The sequence below is a fragment of the Staphylococcus sp. HMSC068G11 genome (assembly GCF_001815825.1).
Classification (GTDB): domain Bacteria; phylum Bacillota; class Bacilli; order Staphylococcales; family Staphylococcaceae; genus Staphylococcus; species Staphylococcus epidermidis.
This window is the reverse complement of sequence record NZ_KV822067.1, coordinates 30,167-52,460: the sequence shown is the minus strand read 5'-3', so window position 1 is coordinate 52,460 and position 22,294 is coordinate 30,167. Positions and strand designations below refer to the sequence as shown.

15 protein-coding genes are annotated in these 22,294 nt (G+C 33.3%); 12 read left to right on the top strand and 3 right to left on the bottom strand.

Features of this window, described 5'->3' with window-relative positions; genetic code table 11:
• Positions 1–4: 4 nt before the first annotated feature.
• Both HMPREF3058_RS03155 and HMPREF3058_RS03150 read left to right on the top strand, forming a co-directional pair.
• The gene (locus tag HMPREF3058_RS03155; RefSeq protein WP_001830664.1) at positions 5–1,303 is read left to right on the top strand and encodes an anaerobic C4-dicarboxylate transporter; all 1,299 of its coding nucleotides are present in this window, start codon (positions 5–7) and stop codon (positions 1,301–1,303) included.
• 422 nt (positions 1,304–1,725) lie between these two features.
• The gene (locus HMPREF3058_RS03150) at positions 1,726–3,348 is read left to right on the top strand and encodes a BCCT family transporter (RefSeq protein WP_002447035.1); all 1,623 of its coding nucleotides are present in this window, start codon (positions 1,726–1,728) and stop codon (positions 3,346–3,348) included.
• Positions 3,349–3,397: 49 nt separating this feature from the next.
• On the opposite strand, the gene HMPREF3058_RS03145 is transcribed toward HMPREF3058_RS03150, so the two are convergent.
• The gene (locus tag HMPREF3058_RS03145; RefSeq protein ID WP_002490864.1) at positions 3,398–3,958 is read right to left on the bottom strand and encodes a choline uptake/conversion transcriptional regulator CudC; all 561 of its coding nucleotides are present in this window, start codon (positions 3,956–3,958) and stop codon (positions 3,398–3,400) included.
• A 480-nt stretch (positions 3,959–4,438) separates the two neighbouring features.
• Here HMPREF3058_RS03145 and betB point away from each other — a divergent pair, with 480 nt between their 5' ends.
• From betB to HMPREF3058_RS03095, 10 genes are all read left to right on the top strand, one after another.
• On the top strand, positions 4,439–5,929 hold the full coding sequence (betB, locus tag HMPREF3058_RS03140) for a betaine-aldehyde dehydrogenase (protein WP_002474203.1): 1,491 nt from the start codon (positions 4,439–4,441) through the stop codon (positions 5,927–5,929).
• A gap of 159 nt (positions 5,930–6,088) precedes the next feature.
• A complete protein-coding gene (gene betA / locus HMPREF3058_RS03135) occupies positions 6,089–7,807 on the top strand; it encodes a choline dehydrogenase (RefSeq protein WP_001830593.1) in 1,719 nt (572 codons plus the stop codon).
• Positions 7,808–8,123: 316 nt separating this feature from the next.
• Positions 8,124–9,299: an amidohydrolase gene (locus HMPREF3058_RS03130; protein WP_002490858.1), complete on the top strand. Its 1,176-nt coding sequence runs from the start codon at positions 8,124–8,126 to the stop codon at positions 9,297–9,299.
• Positions 9,300–9,743: 444 nt separating this feature from the next.
• Positions 9,744–9,962 carry a sterile alpha motif-like domain-containing protein gene (locus HMPREF3058_RS03125; RefSeq protein WP_002458270.1) on the top strand — a complete coding sequence of 73 codons (219 nt, stop codon included), beginning with the start codon at positions 9,744–9,746 and terminating at the stop codon, positions 9,960–9,962.
• A 27-nt stretch (positions 9,963–9,989) separates the two neighbouring features.
• The gene (locus HMPREF3058_RS03120; protein WP_002490853.1) at positions 9,990–10,436 is read left to right on the top strand and encodes an antibiotic biosynthesis monooxygenase family protein; all 447 of its coding nucleotides are present in this window, start codon (positions 9,990–9,992) and stop codon (positions 10,434–10,436) included.
• 317 nt (positions 10,437–10,753) lie between these two features.
• Positions 10,754–12,334 (top strand): acyl-CoA synthetase MbcS, encoded by a 1,581-nt coding sequence (gene mbcS / locus HMPREF3058_RS03115; protein WP_002490872.1) that lies wholly within the window; start codon positions 10,754–10,756, stop codon positions 12,332–12,334.
• Positions 12,335–12,696: 362 nt separating this feature from the next.
• On the top strand, positions 12,697–15,324 hold the full coding sequence (ppdK, locus tag HMPREF3058_RS03110) for a pyruvate, phosphate dikinase (RefSeq protein ID WP_002499483.1): 2,628 nt from the start codon (positions 12,697–12,699) through the stop codon (positions 15,322–15,324).
• A 1-nt stretch (position 15,325) separates the two neighbouring features.
• Positions 15,326–16,144, top strand: coding sequence for a pyruvate, water dikinase regulatory protein (locus HMPREF3058_RS03105; protein WP_002447042.1), 819 nt, complete (start codon positions 15,326–15,328; stop codon positions 16,142–16,144).
• 208 nt (positions 16,145–16,352) lie between these two features.
• Positions 16,353–17,852: an L-lactate dehydrogenase (quinone) gene (gene lqo, locus HMPREF3058_RS03100; RefSeq protein ID WP_001830651.1), complete on the top strand. Its 1,500-nt coding sequence runs from the start codon at positions 16,353–16,355 to the stop codon at positions 17,850–17,852.
• A 392-nt stretch (positions 17,853–18,244) separates the two neighbouring features.
• Positions 18,245–19,168, top strand: a complete 924-nt coding sequence (locus tag HMPREF3058_RS03095) for a hypothetical protein (RefSeq protein ID WP_002490897.1) — start codon at positions 18,245–18,247, stop codon at positions 19,166–19,168.
• A gap of 132 nt (positions 19,169–19,300) precedes the next feature.
• On the opposite strand, the gene HMPREF3058_RS03090 is transcribed toward HMPREF3058_RS03095, so the two are convergent.
• On the bottom strand, positions 19,301–20,191 hold the full coding sequence (locus HMPREF3058_RS03090) for a fructose bisphosphate aldolase (protein WP_002458264.1): 891 nt from the start codon (positions 20,189–20,191) through the stop codon (positions 19,301–19,303).
• Positions 20,192–20,507: 316 nt separating this feature from the next.
• A complete protein-coding gene (locus HMPREF3058_RS03085; RefSeq protein ID WP_002490866.1) occupies positions 20,508–21,869 on the bottom strand; it encodes an FAD-dependent oxidoreductase in 1,362 nt (453 codons plus the stop codon).
• Positions 21,870–22,294: the final 425 nt, after the last annotated feature.

The window sequence follows — 22,294 nt, the reverse complement described above, 5'->3', positions numbered from 1 at the left end:
TTCCATGTTATTGTTTATCATAGAAATCATAATCATGATTCTAGCGATATTATTAGGATTAAGAACTGCTGGTGCACTGGGATGTGGCATCTTTGCTATAGTAGCGCAACTTATTATGATATTTGGATTCCAGTTACCTCCAGGTTCAGCACCAGTGACGGCAGTCTTGATCATATTATCTATTGGTATAGCAGGTGGTACGTTACAAGCTACTGGTGGTATTGACTATTTAGTTTACATTGCTTCACGTGTGATTGAACGCTTTCCAAAATCAATTATATTTATAGCACCAATGATTGTTTTTGTCTTTGTTTTTGGAATTGGTACTGCAAATATAGCTCTTTCACTTGAACCTATCATAGCTAAAACTGCACAAAAAGCACGAATTCAGCCTAAACGCGCATTAACTGCTTCGGTACTAACCGCCAATTTAGCCCTACTTTGTAGCCCGGCAGCTTCTGCTACAGCTTATATTATCTCAGTATTAGCAGGGTATGAAATATCGATGGGCAAGTATTTAAGTATTGTTTTACCTACAGCTTTAATTAGTATGTTAATGCTTAGTACATTTTGTACATTTGTAGGACGAAAAGAACACGTGCGTGATGAGTCAGAACGTTTAGTTCAGATGCCAGAAGTCGAAATCAAAAATGACTTTTCATTAAAAGTAAAAATAGGTGTTATCTCATTCCTATTATGTGTCATGGGTATATTAACGTTTGGCATATTTCCTAATCTCATGCCGCAATTCAATGTGAATGGAGATGTAGTTAAAGTTGAGATGACTGAAATTGTTCAGTTCTTTATGTATCTCAGCGCTACAATTAATTTATTATTAATAAAAATCAATACTTCTGATATTCTGTCATCGAATATTACTCAGTCTGCAATGGGAGCACTCTTTGCAGTTCTTGGCCCAGGTTGGTTAGGTGCAACAATATTTAATGCTCCACATAACTTAAAAATATTGAAAAATGATATTGGGTCAATTATTAGTGAAGTACCTTGGCTTGTTATCATACTTGTTTCTGTAGTTGCAATGATTGTCATTTCTCAAACAGCTACAGCATCAATTATGGTACCGATAGTTATGAGTTTAGGTATACCCCCTATCTATTTTGTTGCGATGGTACAAACATTAAATGTGAATTTCGTTATTCCAGCTCAACCGACACTATTATTTGCTGTAGAACTAGATGAAACTGGTAGAACAAGACCTACGAGCTTTATGATACCAGGATTTTTTGTTATAACAGTATCCGTCATTACAGGATTTGTTATTAAAACCATTTTAGGATATTAATCAATTTTTATAAGTTGGAATTTAATCGCTATATATATAGTTCTTTAGATACTTCATCTCATAGAGTAAGGTATTTGAATGACTAAATATTGGCGATTTTTTTATTTATAGATTAAGAGTGAGTATAAGTGGAGAAAAAAATTAAAATAAATATATATACTTTAAAAGTGTATAAAAATACAATATGAAATATTGTAAAGTTCGTTCATTTTGTTAAATTTTAACTTAACACTATTGTCATAGCAATTTGAGATGAATGTTTGAGAGGCGTAAATTATATAATTATTCAAATGAGATTTTGATGATCCATGTATGTAATTTGCATTATTATTAAAAATTCGTTATTGTCTTTTTTGTGAATCACTATCCATTGAACGTAATTTAAAGTAAAGATTCATAAATTAATATTAGGGGGATCACATTTGAAAAAGGAAAAAGTTATGGACTGGACGACCTTCATAGGCGTAGTCATTGTGTTACTTTTTGCTGTTATACCTATGATGGTTTTTCCGAAAGCAAGTGAAATAATCATTACCGATATCAATAGTGCCATTTCTAATTCAATTGGATCGGTATATCTCTTTATGGGATTGGCTATATTTTGTTTTGTTTTATACATAGCATTTGGTAAGTACGGGAATGTCACGTTAGGAAAAGCGACTGACAAACCTGAATTTAATAATTTCACATGGGCAGCCATGTTATTCTGTGCCGGTATTGGTTCGGATATTTTATATTGGGGTGTTATTGAGTGGGCATTTTATTATCAAGTACCTCCTAACGGTGCAAAATCAATGTCTGATCAAGCTCTTCAATATGCAACTCAGTATGGTATGTTTCACTGGGGACCTATAGCCTGGGCAATATATGTGCTACCAGCATTGCCAATTGGTTATTTAGTTTTCGTTAAGAAGAAACCCGTCTATAAAATTAGTCAAGCTTGTCGACCAATTTTAAAAGGACATACGGATAAATTATTAGGAAAAATCGTAGATATTTTATTTATTTTCGGTTTGCTCGGTGGTGCTGCAACATCACTCGCTCTAGGCGTGCCAATGATCTCAGCTGGTATTGAACGATTGACTGGTTTAGATGGATCTAATATGATTTTACGTTCAATCATCTTACTAACTATTACAGTTATTTTCGCAATCAGTTCTTACACAGGTTTGAAAAAAGGTATTCAAAAATTAAGTGATGTTAACGTTTGGTTATCATTTTTATTATTAGCATTTGTATTCATTGTAGGTCCAACTGTGTTTATTATGGAAACTACAGTTACAGGGTTCGGTAATATGATAAAAGATTTCTTCCATATGGCGACATGGATGGAACCATTTGGTGGCATAAAAGGTCGTAAAGAGACGAATTTCCCTCAAGATTGGACAATATTCTACTGGTCATGGTGGCTCGTTTATGCACCGTTTATTGGATTATTTATCGCGCGTATCTCAAAAGGACGTACACTTAAAGAAGTTGTATTAGGAACAATATGCTATGGAACATTAGGTTGTGTATTATTTTTCGGTATTTTTGGTAACTATGCTGTATATCTACAAATTTCTGAGCAATTTAATGTAATAAGCTATTTAAACAATCATGGTACAGAGGCAACAATCATAGAAGTAATGCATCAACTACCATTCTCGACAATTACTATTATCTTATTCTTAATATCAGCTTTCTTATTCTTAGCAACAACATTCGATTCTGGTTCATATATTTTAGCAGCAGCGTCACAGAAAAAAGTGATAGGAGAACCGTTACGTGCTAATCGTTTATTCTGGGCGTTTGCGTTATGTTTACTACCGTTCTCTTTAATGCTAGTTGGAGGAGAACGTGCATTAGAAGTATTGAAAACAGCATCATTACTTGCTAGTGTACCTTTAATTGTTATATTTACGCTTATGATGATTTCGTTCTTAATTATACTCGGACGAGATCGTATCAAGTTAGAAAGACGTGCAGATAAGCATAAAGAAATTGAAAGACGTTCTCTAAGGATAGTTCAGGTCAAAGATAAACCTGAAGATGATAACTTATAAAAAATAGCCAAGCAATAATGTTAAGTCATTATCGCTTGGCTTTTTCTTTTTAATCATGATGATGTTGTTCATCTGGAATTGGAAAATAGTTAAAGATTTCTCCTGACTCTAAAGCTTCACTTAATTGAGCGAGCCACTTGTAATAAATTTTAGAGTGGTCTAACTGCGCTTTTACATTTATTGCTTGGTTTTTAACTTCCTCGTCTATATCATTCTTTTCAAGAATTGGGTAAATGATATTTTCTGCCTCTTTAATAGCTTCCATATTAGTGTCAATTTCACGTTCCCATTTTTTAGTGAAAAAGTTGCGGAAGAAAGTGAAGAAATCTTTCTCTGCAATAAAATGTTGCTTTCGACTACCACGCGTGAATTGTTGTTTGACGATATCGTATTCTTGTAGTTTTTTTACACCTGTACTCATACTAGGTTTACTCATTTGCAGTTGCTGTCGCATTTCATCAAGTGTCATACTTCCTTCAAAAACCATAATGCCATACAAGTTGCCTACACTACGGTTGATACCATACAAATCCATGGTTTCACCAATTGAGTTGATAACTAAATCTTTAGCTTCTTCGATATGTTGACTGTCATTGTTATTATAATCCATCACTGCACCTCCATTTTAATCCATTATTCAGCTTAGGTGGGACGCACTAGATACTATGATTTTTATGATGATTTATCTGTAAATAATACGTCTATTACTTTGAGTTGTAGTTCGTTCGTGAATATAAAGCATAGTTACATTGAAAGTTTATAATCATCATAATCAAATGTTAGTTATCGATTTGAAGTGTTAATGTCTATACTACTTTTGACTATCTTCAATGTTGTAATCTATAAATGGCTATAAAAACCTATACGATATGTCCCATTTCTAATAAATACACACGAGAATCATTATAAAGCCTTTTATGAAAAAAAGAAAAGTAATTTTCTGAACAAAAATTATTTCTTAAACATAGATAAGTTTGATTGTAAAATACAAACATTTTTAAAGAAATTGACACTTTTTCATCAATTATGATAACATAACTCTGTAAAATTCGTTAAATAAAAATTTAACAAACTTAACGGAGGTCGTTTGATGGAACTTGTAGATAAATTATCAAATCGTCAATATATTGATGGAGAATGGGTTGAAAGTTCAAATAAAAACACAAGAGATATTATAAATCCTTACAATCAAGAAACAATCTTCACTGTAGCTGAAGGAACTAAAGAAGATGTTGAAAGAGCAATTTTAGCTGCTAGAAGATCTTTCGAAGACGGTGAATGGTCACTTGAAACAAGTGAAGTCAGAGGTAAAAAAGTGAGAGCCGTTGCTGATAAAATTAAAGAAAATAGAGAAGAGTTAGCTAAATTAGAAACATTAGACACTGGTAAAACTTTAGAAGAATCCTATGCTGATATGGATGATATTCACAATGTGTTTATGTACTTTGCTGGTTTAGCTGATAAAGATGGCGGTGAAATGATTAACTCACCAATTCCTAATACAGAAAGTAAAATAGTTAAAGAACCTGTAGGTGTCGTTACTCAAATTACACCTTGGAACTATCCATTACTTCAAGCATCTTGGAAAATTGCGCCAGCTTTAGCAACAGGTTGCTCATTAGTTATGAAACCAAGTGAAATTACTCCGTTAACAACAATTCGTGTATTTGAATTGATGGAGGAAGTTGGTTTCCCTAAAGGAACAATTAATTTAGTACTTGGTGCTGGATCAGAAGTGGGCGACGTGATGTCAGGTCATGAAGAAGTCGATTTAGTTTCATTTACAGGTGGTATTGAAACAGGAAAACACATCATGAAACAAGCAGCTAATCACGTAACCGACGTTGCATTAGAATTAGGCGGCAAAAATCCTAATATTATTTTTGATGACGCTGATTTCGAATTAGCTGTAGACCAAGCACTTAATGGTGGATATTTCCACGCTGGTCAAGTGTGTTCTGCTGGTTCTAGAATCTTAGTTCACAATGATATTAAAGATAAATTTGAAAAAGCTCTTATCGATCGCGTAAGCAAAATCAAATTAGGTAACGGTTTTGATCAAGATACTGAAATGGGACCAGTTATCTCAACAGCACACCGCGATAAAATTGAAGGTTATATGGAAGTTGCGAAAAAAGATGGAGCAACAATTGCTATTGGTGGTAAACGTCCTGAACGAGAAGACTTACAAGCGGGATTATTCTTTGAACCTACTGTAATTACAGATTGTGATACATCAATGCGTATTGTTCAAGAGGAAGTCTTTGGACCAGTTGTGACTGTAGAAGGATTTGCTGATGAAGAAGAAGCTATTCGCTTAGCAAATGATTCAATTTACGGTTTAGCAGGTGCTGTATTTACTAAAGATATTGGTAAAGCACAACGTGTTGCGAATAAATTGAAACTTGGTACGGTTTGGATTAACGATTTCCATCCATACTTTGCACAAGCGCCATGGGGCGGTTACAAACAATCAGGTATTGGTAGAGAATTAGGTAAAGAAGGCTTAGAGGAATATTTAGTAAGTAAACATATTCTTACAAATACTAATCCAGAACCAGTGGATTGGTTTAGTAAATAATAATAAATTGCTTTTATACAGTAAATGACTTATAAATACAAAATGCTACATGAAGTGAGTACTTACAAAGGTATAGTGCTCACTTCAATAAATGAAACCTTTTAAGAAAGAGATGTTAACAAACAAAGAAAACAAATCAATTTTTGGAGGTCTTTAACGATGAGAAGAAAACGCGATTCATACGATTATGTCATTATTGGTGGTGGTAGTGCAGGTTCAGTTCTTGGTGCACGCCTTTCAGAAGATAAAGATAAAAATGTTTTGGTATTAGAAGCTGGACGTAGTGACTATTTCTGGGATTTATTTATTCAAATGCCAGCAGCATTGATGTTCCCATCAGGTAATCGTTTTTATGACTGGGAATATCAAACTGACGAAGAACCACATATGGGACGTAGAGTTGATCATGCGAGAGGTAAAGTATTAGGTGGCTCAAGTTCTATTAACGGTATGATTTATCAACGAGGTAACCCAATGGACTATGAAGGATGGGCAGAACCTGAAGGAATGGATACATGGGACTTTGCGCATTGTCTACCATACTTCAAAAAGTTAGAAACAACATATGGTGCAGCGCCATATGATAAAGTTAGAGGTCATGATGGTCCAATCAAATTAAAACGTGGACCAGCTACTAATCCATTATTTAAATCATTCTTTAACGCAGGTGTTGAAGCGGGCTATCATAAAACTGCAGACGTTAATGGTTACAGACAAGAAGGATTTGGCCCATTTGATAGCCAAGTACATCATGGACGTCGTATGTCTGCTTCAAGAGCGTATCTACGCCCAGCATTAAGACGTAGAAACTTAGATGTTGAAACACGTGCGTTCGTAACAAAATTAATATTTGATGAAAATAATAGTAAAAAAGTAACAGGCGTGACTTTCAAGAAAAATGGTAAAGAACATACTGTTCATGCAAACGAAGTTATTTTATCTGGCGGTGCTTTCAATACGCCACAACTATTACAATTATCAGGTATTGGTGACTCAGAATTCTTAAAATCAAAAGGTATTGAACCACGTATGCATTTACCAGGTGTTGGTGAGAACTTCGAAGATCACTTAGAAGTATATATTCAACATAAATGTAAACAACCGGTTTCACTACAACCTAGCCTTGATGTTAAACGTATGCCGTTCATCGGTTTACAATGGATTTTTGCACGTAAAGGTGCAGCGGCGTCTAACCACTTTGAAGGTGGCGGCTTCGTAAGATCAAATGATGATGTTGATTATCCAAACCTCATGTTCCACTTCTTACCAATTGCTGTAAGATATGATGGTCAAAAAGCACCAGTAGCACATGGTTACCAAGTACATGTTGGACCAATGTACTCCAACTCAAGAGGTAGTTTGAAAATCAAATCTAAGGATCCATTTGAAAAACCAAGTATCGTGTTTAATTACTTATCTACGAAAGAAGACGAAAGAGAATGGGTTGAAGCAATTAGAGTAGCAAGAAATATATTAAAACAAAAAGCTATGGATCCATTTAATGGTGGCGAAATTTCACCAGGACCACAAGTTCAAACGGATGAAGAAATTTTAGATTGGGTACGAAAAGATGGTGAAACTGCATTACATCCATCTTGTAGCGCGAAAATGGGACCTGCATCTGACCCAATGGCAGTAGTCGATCCATTAACTATGAAAGTACATGGTATGGAAAATTTACGTGTCGTTGATGCCTCAGCAATGCCTAGAACAACAAATGGTAATATTCATGCACCTGTATTGATGTTAGCTGAGAAAGCAGCGGATATTATTCGTGGTAGAAAACCGCTCGAACCTCAATATGTTGACTATTATAAACATGGTATTGATGATGAAAAAGCAGGTGCAATGGAAGATGATCCATTCTATCAATATTAAAATAGTTTGATTCAAAATATAATCTTAAATTCTAACCAGAAATAGATTATAATACCCATCATATTGAATTCGATTATTTGTTACGGTATATAAAGACTTAATTAAAAATTGTTGTGTACACAATTGTAACTTATTCATTGGTTACTCATATAAAAGCCTGAGACAACTTGTTGTCTCAGGTTTTTAGTTGTAACATAACTGTGATAGATGTGTACGTTGATTGGTTAAATATAAAAATTAAGATATGTATCTCTAAAACGTTGTGTAACAATATTTATAAATTTAAGTTTATAATAATCTTGAGGAGAGGATTAAGATGAATCAGACTTTAGTTCAACATCTACGTGAAAAAGAACAAAGAATGAAAGAAATAAGACGTTACTTACATGAAAACCCAGAATTATCATTCGAAGAAAATGAAACATCTAAATATATTGCAAACTTTTATAAAGATAAAGATTGTTTAGTTGAGACGAATGTGGGGCCTAACGGAATTAAAGTTACCATCGCAGGTAAACATCCAGGCAAAACTATCGCCATTCGTGCTGATTTTGATGCGCTACCGATAAAAGAAGAAACAGACTTACCTTATGCTTCTAAAAATGAGGGAGTCATGCATGCTTGTGGTCATGATGCACATACTGCATACATGCTAATACTTGGAGAAACATTAATTGAAATGAAAGATCAATTGAGAGGTAATGTCGTAATTATACATCAACCTGCAGAAGAAATGCCACCGGGTGGTGCGAAAGGTATGATAGACGACGGCGTATTAGAAGGGGTGGACCATGTTTTAGGTGCACATGTGATGAGCATGATGGAAGCAGGTAAAATATACTATCGTGAAGGTTTTGTTCAAACAGGACGCGCTTATTTTAGACTTGTTGTTAAAGGTCAGGGTGGTCACGGCTCATCCCCACATACATCGAATGACGCTATTGTAGCAGGTGCGCATTTTGTAACGACCGCACAGACCATTGTTTCAAGACGTTTAAATCCGTTTGAAACGGGTGTAGTCACAATAGGTTCCTTCGACGGGAAAGGGCAATTCAATGTGATTAAAGATACAATAATAATCGAAGGTGATGTACGTGCATTGACTGATGATACAAGAGACAATATTCAGAATGAGATGACACGACTAGTCAGAGGATTAGAAGAGACGTTCGGAGTGGTTTGCGATTTTGAATTTAAAAAGGATTATCCAGCACTTTATAATAATCCTGAATTTACTTCTTATGTAGCAACAACTTTAAAAAATGCTCAGTTGGATGACATAAAAGCAATAGATGTTTGTGAGCCACAGCCACCCTCAGAAGATTTCGCGTTTTATGCGTTAGAAAGACCTTCAACATTTATTTATTCGGGTGCAGCACCAGAAGAAGGACCTATGTACCCTCACCATCATCCTAAGTTTAATATCAATGAAACATCTATGCTTGTGGCTGCAGAGGCAGTGGGTACAATTGTATTAGATTATTTGAAATAAAAAGAGTATGAAATATCAAGAATATAAAGGTATCTATAAATTGTAAATAGGTATCGATTTTACAGTTATTACGATTTGTTAATTATCTAATTGGTAATTAAATCTTGTTTTTACGATACAAACGTCTTTTGGAAATTGAAAAGGTGCGATAAATATAGTGGTGAGTCTAACAGTACTTCTTGTGTGTTGTTTATTGTTGTTGAGGGAAACTTAGAAGATACTTTTGTTAGTCAAAATAATAACTTAAGTTTTTTGTTTCAATGTATCAATGGCAATTTCAGCATTCCTTATCATTCGGGCTTTTCTTACCTCGAAATGTCAGTAAGAATATATAAATAGTTCTGATATGTATAAGTGAAGTGCATAGAGTGTCGGTTTGGATTTAATGTTTTATATAATAAATCATGGTAGTATGTATTTATATCATATTGAAGAGGTGATAGGGTGAGTTTTTATCATTTTATACAAAATTTCGTTGGTGATGAAACACCTTTAGGTAAACTAGCCGCATGGATTAACCAAGATGAAGATTTCCCTATAGAAGAAACCACAGCACATAATATATTAAACTATTTTAATCAGTTAAATTATTTTGATGACGATTGTATTGAAACTGTAAAACGTTCGCTATCACTATATGAACAAAGTAAAGTAGCTCTATAATCTTAATTTGAAATGAAGGGATGTCTTATGTTAATTAGCGATACAAATAAATCTTATATAATAGAAGAAACTCGTAATTCATTCACAATTGAAAGGAATAATGATCAACAACATTACGAAGTATTAGAATCAATTAACAGCTTATCTAATGATTCATTTTGTGTGTTAAATCACTTATTCGTCAATGAAGGTAATGAAGAGGTTTTTGAGTCACGGTTTTTAAAGAGAAATCAACATTTGCAAGATGTGTCTGGATTTAAAGCGCTAAGGTTTCTTAGACCAGTAGTCAAAGGGAGACATTACATTATCATCACGCTATGGAACAGTAGACAAGCTTTCTATGATTGGCAAAATTCAAAAGCATATGCGCAAACTCATAAAAAACGTGGAACTCAAAAAGGTGTCGATCATCGTATAGTCAATAGAGATTTATCCTATAATATAAGAATAGAGTTAGAAAGTCTTAATAACTAAATTTGTGTTGAATATATGAATGATAAAATATAAAAAACGGTATAATATGTTATTGAATTTATTAAGAATAAAAATTTGAGGATACTTTTAATGAATTGTACGCACGTAAAAGTCTATTTGACTTGTTCAAATAATATAAGATAAATGAATGTAACAAAAAGTTAATGATAAAGCTGTACATTATTTTATGTTTCAGGTTTTTCTTATTTGAAAATTTGTTAGTTGATGATGAATGATATGAATGTTTTTAATAGGTTTGATAGATTATAAACCTTTGGTAGATTTTAGATGAAAGTATATTGAAAGGAAGTACACTTATGAATAAATCAAATTTACTAGCACCTGAGAAATATAATATTGTTTCAGAAATAGAAAAATATGCTTCAGAAGATCATAAAAAAGCCATTATTTACAAGGATAACGAGCATGAAAATATTTCTGTAAGTTATAAAGAACTTATCAGTAATGCTAATAAAGTAGGGAATGTATTCCTCAATCATGGGCTGAAAAAGGGAGATAAAGTTCTCATCATGATGCCACGTGCAATCGTTACATATGAATTATATATTGCAGCATTGAAACTGGGGATAGCGATTGTTCCAAGTTCAGAAATGTTACGAACAAAAGATTTACAATATCGAATTACTCACGGTGAGATTGATGCAGTTATTTCATTTGATTCTCTAACTAAAGAATTCGAAAACGTTAAAGAATATGACCAATTAAAGAAATTTATAGTAGCTGGTCACAAAGAAGATTGGGTTTCAATAGAAGATGAAAAAGAAAAAGTAAGTGATGACCTTAAAGGCGCAGATACAACACGAGATGATTTGGCGATTCTTTCTTATACATCAGGTACAACAGGTAATCCAAAAGCAGTAACGCATTCACATGGATGGGGGTATGCCCATTTGCAAATGGCACCAAAACATTGGTTATGCATACAAGAGAATGATCTTGTATGGGCAACTGCAGCACCAGGGTGGCAAAAGTGGGTGTGGAGTCCATTCTTATCTGTTTTAGGGATGGGAGCAACAGCATTTGTCTATAACGGTCGTTTCCACCCTGAAACATATCTCGAGTTACTTCAAAATTATCAAATCAATGTTCTATGTTGTACACCAACAGAATATCGTATGATGGCTAAACTTAGTCATTTAGAACAGTATAATTTAGAACATTTACACAGTGCGGTGTCTGCGGGTGAACCTTTAAATCGAGAAGTTGTTGAACAATTTAAACGTCATTTTAATATTACTGTTCGAGATGGATATGGACAAACGGAAAGTACATTGTTGATTGGATTTCTAAAAGATACTGAACCACGTATGGGTTCAATGGGTAAAGGTATACCTGGTAGTTTTGTTACTGTCATTGATGATGATGGTAAAGAGGTTGGCCCAAATGTAAAAGGTAATATTGCCGTGCCTTTAGACTTACCAGCCTTATTTAAAGGTTATTTTAAAGATGAAGCACGCACAAAAGCAGCTTCAACAGGTGATTATTATGTTACTGGAGACCAAGCTCATATTGATAATGATGGTTATTTCTGGTTCGAAGGTCGCCGTGACGATATTATTATTAGTTCAGGATATACCATTGGACCTTTTGAAGTAGAAGATGCATTAACAAATCATGCAGCTGTTAAAGAATGTGCTGTTGTAGCAAGTCCGCATGACATTCGTGGAAATATTGTTAAAGCATTTATCATCTTGCAAGATGATTATGAAGCAAGTGATGGGTTAATCCAAGAATTACAAGTATTCTGTAAAAATGAAGTAGCACCGTATAAATATCCAAGAGCAATTGAATTTGTTGAAAATCTACCAAAAACAAATTCAGGTAAGATACGTCGCGTTGAATTACGTGATGCAGAAATTAAAAAATATAAACAATAGTATTCATCGCATTAAGTATGAATGAAAATATTTCCTGGGACACTTATACAATGTCTCAGGTTTTTTATTTTGACTATCAGAGACTAATATTAGAAATATGCATTAGTATAATTTAGTTAATGTCATGCGATAGGGAATTCAATATGAATTTTGTCCTGCTTTTTACGATTACATGAGTATAATCTCATCAATGATGAATTGAAAAATAGAATCATGAATAAAAAAGCATTAAATTAATACTTTTGACATATTTAGAACAAATTTAATGAAAGCCTTTTCTTAAAAGTGTTGTAATTCCTTTTCTATTATGACATACTTGTAAATAAATAGTATGACATAATAAAAATAAGAGGTGGTCAAGAATGACACAATTCGTTTATGCATTTAATGAAGGAAATATAGCTATGAAAGACTTACTTGGTGGTAAAGGTGCCAATCTTTCAGAGATGAAGAGACTCGGACTACCAGTACCTGATGGTTTTACAATTACGACTGAAGCTTGTATTACCTATTTAAAACAAAATGAAGAACTACCTACAGAAGTAAAGACACAATTAATTGATCATTTAGCAGCTTTTTCTAAACGAACAGGAAAGTCCTTTTCTTCTGATGACAACTTGTTATTAGTATCAGTACGTAGTGGTGCAAAAATTTCCATGCCAGGAATGATGGATACAATTCTTAACTTGGGACTTAATGATGATAATGTGAAAAAACTTGCTGACAAAACTAATGATGCACGTTTTGCATATGATTGTTACCGTCGTTTACTACAAATGTTTGGTGAAGTTGTTTATGGCATTCCAATGACTGCTTTTGATACATACTTTAATGATTTTAAAACGAAGCATCGTTATCAAAATGATGCTGAAATTCCGGCAGAAGGACTACAAACTATATGTGAAAGATATAAAGAAATTTATGTAGAAGAGGCATATAAACCTTTTCCACAAGAACCGTTAAAGCAATTAGAAGAAGCAATTGAAGCAGTATTTAAATCTTGGGACAATGATCGTGCACGTGTATATAGAGATTTAAATGATATTCCACATGATATTGGTACAGCTGTAAATATTCAAGAAATGGTATTTGGTAATAGTGGTGCAAATAGTGGTACGGGCGTAGCATTTACAAGAAATCCAGTTACCGGAGAAAATCATTTATTCGGGGAGTACTTACTTAATGCTCAAGGTGAAGATGTTGTTGCAGGTATTCGTACCCCTAAGGATATTGACACTTTAAAACAACAAATGCCAGACGTGCATCAAGAGTTCGTTGATGTAACCAAACAACTTGAAAAACATTACAAAGATATGCAAGATATAGAATTTACAATTGAAAATGGGAAACTTTATTTATTACAAACACGTAACGGAAAGCGTACTGCTAAAGCAGCAATAAAAATTGCTGTGGATTTAGTTCACGAGCAATTAATTACACGTGAAGAAGCAGTATCAAAAGTAGAAGTAAAATCAATAGACCAATTATTACATCCTAATTTTAATGAAGAGTCATTAAAGCAAGCGACAGTGGTTTCTAAAATGGGCTTACCAGCTAGTCCCGGTGCAGCAACAGGAAAAGTAGTCTTCTCTGCTGAAGAAGCAAAACTTCAAGCTGAAAATGGTAATAAAGTAGTGTTAATGCGACCGGAAACATCACCTGAAGATATTGAGGGGATGATAGCAAGTGAAGCAATCGTAACAACTCATGGTGGTATGACATCACACGCTGCTGTTGTAGCAAGAGGAATGGGTAAATGTTGTGTGACAGGATGTTCGAATGTAGAGATAGATACAGTGAACAAAACAGTATATTATCCTGAAGGTGAATTACATGAAGGGGATATCGTTTCTGTAGATGGTTCAGCTGGTGATTTATATTTAGGAGCAATTGAAACAGTCAATGCTGAACATAGTGAAGAGTTCGATCAATTTATGACTTGGTCTGAAGAGATTGCAAGACTGCAAGTTAGAATGAATGCTGAAACACCACAAGATATAAAAGCTGGATATAATTTTGGCTCTAAAGGAATAGGTTTAGTTCGTACTGAGCACATGTTCTTTGGCCCTGAACGTTTAATAGAAATGCGCCGTTTTATCTTAGCTTCAAATCATGACGAACGTGTACAAGCTTTAGAAAAAATTAAAACATACCAAATAGAAGATTTTGAAACAATTTTTAGATTATCTCAAGATAGACCTACGATTGTTCGTTTACTTGATCCACCGTTACATGAGTTCTTACCATCATCTGAAGAAGATATAAACAATGTTTCTCAACAGCTGAATGTATCTTCTGAGTTCTTACGCAAGCGAATCGTTGACTTAAATGAGGTCAATCCAATGCTTGGTCATCGTGGTTGTCGTTTGGCTGTGACTTATCCAGAGTTATATGAGATGCAAGTTGAAGCTATCATTGAAAGTGTTATTAAGCTTCAAAAAGAGGGGATAACGTGCCTGCCGGAAATTATGATTCCTCTCGTGTCAACAGTAGAAGAATTTACAACTTTAAAAGAACGATTAGTTAATACAATTACACATTTAGAAAAAGAATCTCAACAAGATATACAATATATGATAGGTACTATGATTGAAACGCCTAGAGCATGCTTGATTGCGAATGACCTTGCGAAACATTGTGATTTCTTCAGTTTTGGTACTAATGATTTAACACAATTGACATTTGGTTTCTCTAGAGATGATGCAGGAAAATTCATAAATGTGTATACTGAAAATAACATTTTACAGCTTGACCCATTCCAAACTTTAGATAGAGAAGGTGTAGGACGACTAATTCAATTAGCCGTTGAACAAGCTAAAAATACCAATCCAGAGATTAAAATTGGTGTATGTGGTGAGCTTGGTGGCGATGCAAAATCAATTCGTCAATTTAACCAATGGGGAATTGATTATGTTTCATGTTCACCATTTAGAGTTCCGGGTGCAATTTTAGCTACAGCTCAGAGTCAAGCGGAGGAAAGCGAGCGATAAGGTGAAGGATAATAATGAAGTATTAAAGTTATTTATAGTTTCAGATTCAATAGGAGAAACAGCGCAACGGATGATTCATGCAACGTTGACACAGTTTCCAGATTTAACTCAAGTAGAAATTAAGAAATTTCCGTATATTAAGGACGAACAAGAATTTTTAAATGTCTTACAATTAGCTAAAGAACAGAATGCAATTGTTGCAACAACATTAGTGAGTGAGTCATTTAATGCATTAGGTCATCAGTTTGCAAATGAACATCAAATTCCCTATGTAGATTACATGTCTGAGTTAATTAGTATAATTAAAAAACATACACACGCTAAACCATTAATGGAAAGTGGTGCGTTGCGTAAGCTTAATGATGAGTATTTTAAGCGTATAGAAGCAATTGAGTATTCAGTGAAATATGATGATGGTAAGCATTTTACAGATATTGGAGAAGCGGATGCTTTAATAGTAGGTGTATCACGTACCTCTAAAACGCCATTAAGTATGTACTTAGCTAATAAAGGATATAAGATTGCAAATATTCCTTTGGTCCCTGAAGTGGCTATTCCAGATAATGTATTTCAACAAAAGAATTTAAAGGTATTTGGATTAACAGCAAGTCCCAATTATATCGCAAATATACGACGTAATCGTGCAGAAACATTAGGACTATCTTCAGAATCTAATTACAATAGTTTAGAGCGTATCAAAAAAGAATTATCTTATGCTGAAGAAGTTTTTAGAAAATTAAATGCAACGGTAATTAATACAGAATATAAATCGATAGAGGAATCGGCATTTTATATTGAAAAGTTTTTAGCTAAACGTTAAATTTTCATAAAAATATATATCATAAAATTGTCATAAATTTACTATTAACAATTTACTTTTCAAAGTGCTTGCTTTAACATATATATGTAAAAGCTATTAGATTTGATTCTTTTCTAAGGTTTTGAGGTTATAAAGTAATATAACAAGAATGATGACGTCTAATTAGCTGGAAAGCAATTTGATAACTACTACACAAGAGGTGAACATTATGGCTATGTCTGACAAAAAAGACGTCGTGTTAATCGGTGCCGGTGTACTAAGTACTACATTTGGTTCTATGTTGAAAACGATTGCACCTGATTGGGACATTCATTTATATGAACGTCTAGATCGTCCTGGTATTGAAAGTTCAAATGAACGTAACAATGCAGGAACAGGGCATGCAGCTTTATGTGAATTGAACTATACTGTACAACAACCTGATGGTTCAATTGATATTGAAAAAGCTAAAGAAATTAATGAACAATTTGAAATTTCTAAACAATTCTGGGGGCATTTAGTTAAATCAGGAGAAATTCAAAATCCTAAAGAATTTATTAATCCATTACCTCATATTAGTTTTGTTCGTGGTAAAAATAACGTTAAATTCTTAAAAGATCGTTATGAAGCGATGAAGCAATTCCCTATGTTCGATAATATCGAATATACTGAAGATATTGAAGAAATGAGAAAATGGATTCCATTAATGATGAAAGGCCGTGAAGATAAGGGCTACATGGCAGCGAGTAAAATAGACGAAGGCACTGACGTAAACTACGGTGAATTAACTCGTAAAATGGCTCAAAATCTTAAAAACTCACCAAACGTTGAAGTGCAATACAAACATGAAGTTGTTGATTTTGAACGTTTGTCTAATGGTAAATGGTCAGTTAAAATTAAAAATCTAAATAATGGACAAGTATTCGAACATCAAACTGATTATGTGTTTATCGGTGCTGGTGGTGGCGCAATTCCACTATTACAAAAAACTGGCATTCCAGAAAGTAAACATTTAGGTGGATTCCCAATCAGTGGACAATTTATTGCTTGTACAAATCCACAAGTTATTGAACAACACGATGCTAAAGTTTATGGTAAAGAACCACCTGGTACACCACCAATGACGGTACCTCACTTAGATACACGTTACATTGATGGTGAAAGAACATTATTATTTGGGCCATTTGCAAACGTGGGGCCTAAATTCCTAAAACATGGTTCTAACTTGGATTTATTCAAATCAATTAAACCATATAACATTACGACTTTACTTGCTTCTGCAGTTAAAAACTTACCATTAATTAAGTATTCATTTGACCAAGTCATTATGACAAAAGAAGGTTGTATGAACCATTTACGTACGTTCTATCCTGAAGCACGTGATGAAGATTGGCAAGTTTACACAGCTGGTAAACGTGTACAAGTTATTAAAGATACTGAAGAGAATGGTAAAGGATTTATCCAATTTGGTACTGAAGTGGTTAATTCTGAAGACCACTCAGTTATTGCATTACTAGGCGAATCACCAGGAGCATCAACTTCAGTATCAGTAGCACTAGAAGTTTTAGAGAAAAACTTCCCTGAATACGCGAAAGACTGGGAACCTAAAATCAAGAAAATGATTCCTTCATATGGTGAATCACTTATTGATGATGTTCAATTAATGAGAAAAATACGTAAACAAACATCTAAAGATCTTGAATTAGGATTCTATAATAAAGCAAAATAAAAATATATAGCGTTATCTATTAATCCTTATTAGGTAAAGTTGCTGTATTTAATATTTTAAATGCCTGAGACAATGAGTGTCTCAGGCATTTTTATATATTAACAGTCGATGGTTAATTTGCAGATGAAAGGGATTTAAATCAAGATTGTGAACTATCATATCTTTTGATAAGGCAGCGAAAAAATTCAATACAAAGTATATTTCATATCTTTTCTTTAATTGATAGATGATTAATGAAAATTCTTTTTTAAAATTAATAAATAAAAATATGTACAGGTAACTATATATTAAAAACATTAAATAGTGTATTATAAAGTTATAAATAGCAATTTAAAACTAATGAATATTTAATTGTTATTTCTCTGTATATAAAAATTAAAAGGAGATAGAATATGAAAAAATTTTTGGGAATTTTATTAATTGTGATGTCAATTGCTCTTGTGGGATGTTCAAATAGCAATGATTCAGATCAATCTTCTAATGAAAAGTCATCATCAAAAAGCTCTGAGAAAAAAACGGACGTGGCGACTGAATATACAAAAGAGGATGAATATAAAGAACTAGAAAAAGAAGCTAAGGATCTTAAACAAAAGCCAGTTCTTAATGAAATTGATGCACTTATTACAGAAAAAGGTTTTACAAATAAAACGGGATTGCAAGGCTGGGAAGACTATAAAAAATTAATGGATAAGGTAACACTTGCAGATTATAAATACACAAAAGAATCTAAAGGATCATCCATTGAAGAAGTTAATAAGTTCTTTAAAGATAAAAAAGGTGTAGAGATTAAACGAATGAAAAGTAAGGAAAAAAATATTAAGCATATTAATTATATGTATGTAGATCCAGATGGTAAAAAAACAGGTAAAAATAAGCAACCTATGTCCTACGCTCAAATACTTGCAACATTTAAAGAAGGTAAATTAGTAGCTACAAATATTCAACCTGGATTTTTTGCTTTAGATAAAAAGAAAATGGTTAAAGCTAAAGACTTAGAAGAAGTTAAGACATTGGAAGATTTAACGCGTTTGAAAAATCCTAAAGCGACATCATATGGTATTTTACAGACGAAATATAAAGGGAAACCATACACTCAAGTTTCAATATTAGGCAGTGATTCTGATGAAGAGAATGATATTTCCTCAGCCATATTAGCTTATTATCTATTTTCACCAACGGAATTAGATAGTGATGATAATCATAAATACGTTGAAGTTGCATCAGCGCCATTCTTAAGTGCTCAAAACGATTTTTCATCTTATCAACTTGGTGTATTTAAAAAAATTATCGAAAGTAGTATGTCGTTCGATGAATAATCAAAGGACAAAATGTGTGTAAAGTATAAAAAAACCGTGTGGTCAGATTAATCTACCACACGGTTTTAATATTTCTCTAGACAATGTGATGTTGTTTAGAGAAAACATTGTTCGTTATGAACTGATAAATAATTAGTTTTTATTTACTGACGCATCATAGATTGAATCTACAGCATCGCCTAATGCTTTATCGAATTCTTCTTGTGATTGGCTAGCACGTAAGTCACTTGCTAATGCACGTGAGAAGCTTGCAATTAATTCATCGTTATCTTTTAACAATTTGTTAGCTTCATCTCGGCTGTAACCACCTGATAATACTACTACACGTACAACATTAGGGTGGTCAGCTAATTCTTTATATAAGTTAGCTTCAGTAGGAATAGTTAATTTTAACATAACTAATTGATCATCGTTTAATGAATCTAAACCTTTTTTGATTTCAGCTTTTAAAACTTTCTCAATTTCAGATTTATCTTTAGCGTTAATATTAACTTCTGGTTCGATAATAGGTACTAAACCTTTAGCGATGATTTTTTTAGCGAATTCAAATTGTTGTTCAACAACATCTTTGATTCCTTGTTCATTAAGTTCAAGGATGTTAGAACGCATTTTAGTACCGAAGATATGACGTTCATTTGCACGATCTAAAGTTTCATCTAAATCATCAATTGGTTTCATTAATTGCACGCCATTTTTCTCTTCAGCAAGACCTTTGTCGACTTTTAAGAAAGGAACAACGCCTTTATCCGCTAAATAGTCTCCAGTGTATTTACCTTCAACTTCGCGATCCATAGTTTGTTCGAATAAAATCGCACCTAAAATTTTATCAGGTGAAAATGAAGGTGAAGTTACAACGCGTGTACGCATATCGTGAACAAGTTGGAACATTTCGTCTTCATTACTGTATTGGTCTTCATTCACACCATATTCTTTAAGTGCTTTAGGTGTACTACCACCACTTTGGTCTAATGCAGCAATGAATCCTTTACCATGAGTCATTTTTTCTAATTGTTCTTTATTCATACTTTCCACTCCTTAATATAACTTTCATATACAGTATGATAAAAATTACTTTTTATCTCAAGTTTTTCTACTTAAAAATGATGAAAAATCACATAATTGTTGTAATTAACTATGATTTAGATGTGTAAAATGTAAATAAATCGTAACAATGATTTTCCTTAAATGCATCATATCGTCAGAAACACCGACGAATAGAATTCAAAAAGTTTAACTGGTATTTGCATTTAACTATCAACTGATAAAGGTTAAATCAACCTAGGACAACGTTAGATAACCTAGGCTTATAAGTACTTTTTCCTATATCAGATTAAGAGATTTAGAACAACATCTTATCGCTACCAAATGTATCACCCAATGCTTGTTGAGCTAAAACATTAAGGTAATGCCATGGTCTATCATAATCAGGTTGGAAGAAGAAATCTTGGACAGCGAGTTGTTCAAGTGTGAAACCAGCAGATATTACTACTGAAATTGTATTAATAGAAGCAGTAATATCTTCTTCTGACATGACTTGACCACCAAGTATACGGTGAGTGTCTTTATCATAAATAATTTTCATATGAATTTTCGTATCATCTTGCATAAATTGAGGACGAATCAATTCTTCTACGTATGTTTGACCTAAATTGCCATCATAATTATCGATTTCTGTACCATGAATGCCAGTCTGTCCAAATTTATAATCAAATAATTGTAAACCTGAAGTACCAGAAACGCGTGGCATTGTCATTTCTTTACCCAACATGTTTTTTGCTGCGACAACGCCTTGACGTCTTGAATTTGTTGCTAATGCAATATAACGATCCTCAGATACTGGTGCAAAAGGAACTAATGTCGCATCGCCACCTGCATAGACATCTTTAGCAGATGTTTGTTGTTGGTGATTAATGTTTATAATTCCTTTTTTACCTAAATCTATTTTATCTTTTAGCCACTCGGTAGCCGGTTCGACACCTACAGCAAATAAGACAGTATCTGCGTCATATTCATTTTTGTCGGTAACTACAGTAGTTACTTCGCCATTTTGATTTCCTGAAAGTGATTGTACTGTTTCGCCACCTTTAAAATGAAGGCCGTGTTGCTGTGCATTTGTTTCTAATACGTCTGTAAACTCTTTATCTAAGTAAGTGTTTAATATACGATCAGCGACATCTACGATTGTAGTATCTATGCCTGCTTTAGCAAAAGCTTCAGCAGCTTCAATACCTATATAGCCACCTCCGACTACAACAGCCTTTTTGGCATCTTTCATGCGTTCTTTAATTTGATTTGCCCAATCGCGTCCACGCATAAATAATACATGTTTATATTTTTCAATTCCATCGACTGGAGGTGTAACAGGTTTACCGCCGGGACTTAGGAACAATTTATCATAAGAATAAGTTGATGTTTGACCTTGGTGTTCAACTGTAACAGTCTTATTGTCAGTATCTAAATCTGTGACTGTGCTATTCGTATGAATGTTTACACCTTGTGCCTTATAAGAGTCAACGGATGCGTAATGTAAATCATCTAGTGATGATGAGATGTCTTCAAGATAACTTTGAATACCACAAGATAAAAAGGACGGTTGATCTGCACTTTCAAAAACTTGAATATCAGCATTTTCATCTTCTTTAAGCAATGTTTGGATTACTTCATATCCTGAATGAGATGTACCTACCACAATATATTTCATTATGATGTCCTCCTTTTATTTATAAAAACGTATAGATTACGTTAGTTTTAGCAATTACATTATGATGTTTACCCAGGTAGTTAAATTCTATTCAACGTTATTGAAAAAGTGATATATTCTTCAAAATTTTGTAAAAGAATTGGGGATTCGTTCATGTTCGATTAATATGAAACTTAAGTCATTGACTCAAGGGTTTTTACATATGGGTAGTCGATAGTGGATTAAAATGCGCTATTATCAAGCTTGTTTCAATATTTATGTTATTGGTAGGAGAGTGTGTTCAAAATATTTTACAAACTATAGTTTAGTTATACTTTTAGTTACTTAACTATTTATTTTACAAATATTGAAATTAAAAGGAGAGATTGGCACATAATTTCTAGCAAAATAACCAGTAAATGAGTTTTTTATAAATTCATTTACTG

Bases quoted from the DNA above. Each gene is read 5' to 3' on its own strand.
- HMPREF3058_RS03155 (WP_001830664.1), top strand. From the start codon at position 5: ATGTTATTGTTTATCATAGAAATCATAATCATGATTCTAGCGATATTA.
- HMPREF3058_RS03145 (WP_002490864.1), bottom strand. From the start codon at position 3,958: ATGGATTATAATAACAATGACAGTCAACATATCGAAGAAGCTAAAGAT.
- betB (WP_002474203.1), top strand. From the start codon at position 4,439: ATGGAACTTGTAGATAAATTATCAAATCGTCAATATATTGATGGAGAA.
- betA (WP_001830593.1), top strand. From the start codon at position 6,089: ATGAGAAGAAAACGCGATTCATACGATTATGTCATTATTGGTGGTGGT.
- HMPREF3058_RS03130 (WP_002490858.1), top strand. From the start codon at position 8,124: ATGAATCAGACTTTAGTTCAACATCTACGTGAAAAAGAACAAAGAATG.
- HMPREF3058_RS03120 (WP_002490853.1), top strand. From the start codon at position 9,990: ATGTTAATTAGCGATACAAATAAATCTTATATAATAGAAGAAACTCGT.
- mbcS (WP_002490872.1), top strand. From the start codon at position 10,754: ATGAATAAATCAAATTTACTAGCACCTGAGAAATATAATATTGTTTCA.
- ppdK (WP_002499483.1), top strand. From the start codon at position 12,697: ATGACACAATTCGTTTATGCATTTAATGAAGGAAATATAGCTATGAAA.
- lqo (WP_001830651.1), top strand. From the start codon at position 16,353: ATGGCTATGTCTGACAAAAAAGACGTCGTGTTAATCGGTGCCGGTGTA.
- HMPREF3058_RS03095 (WP_002490897.1), top strand. From the start codon at position 18,245: ATGAAAAAATTTTTGGGAATTTTATTAATTGTGATGTCAATTGCTCTT.
- HMPREF3058_RS03090 (WP_002458264.1), bottom strand. From the start codon at position 20,191: ATGAATAAAGAACAATTAGAAAAAATGACTCATGGTAAAGGATTCATT.
- HMPREF3058_RS03085 (WP_002490866.1), bottom strand. From the start codon at position 21,869: ATGAAATATATTGTGGTAGGTACATCTCATTCAGGATATGAAGTAATC.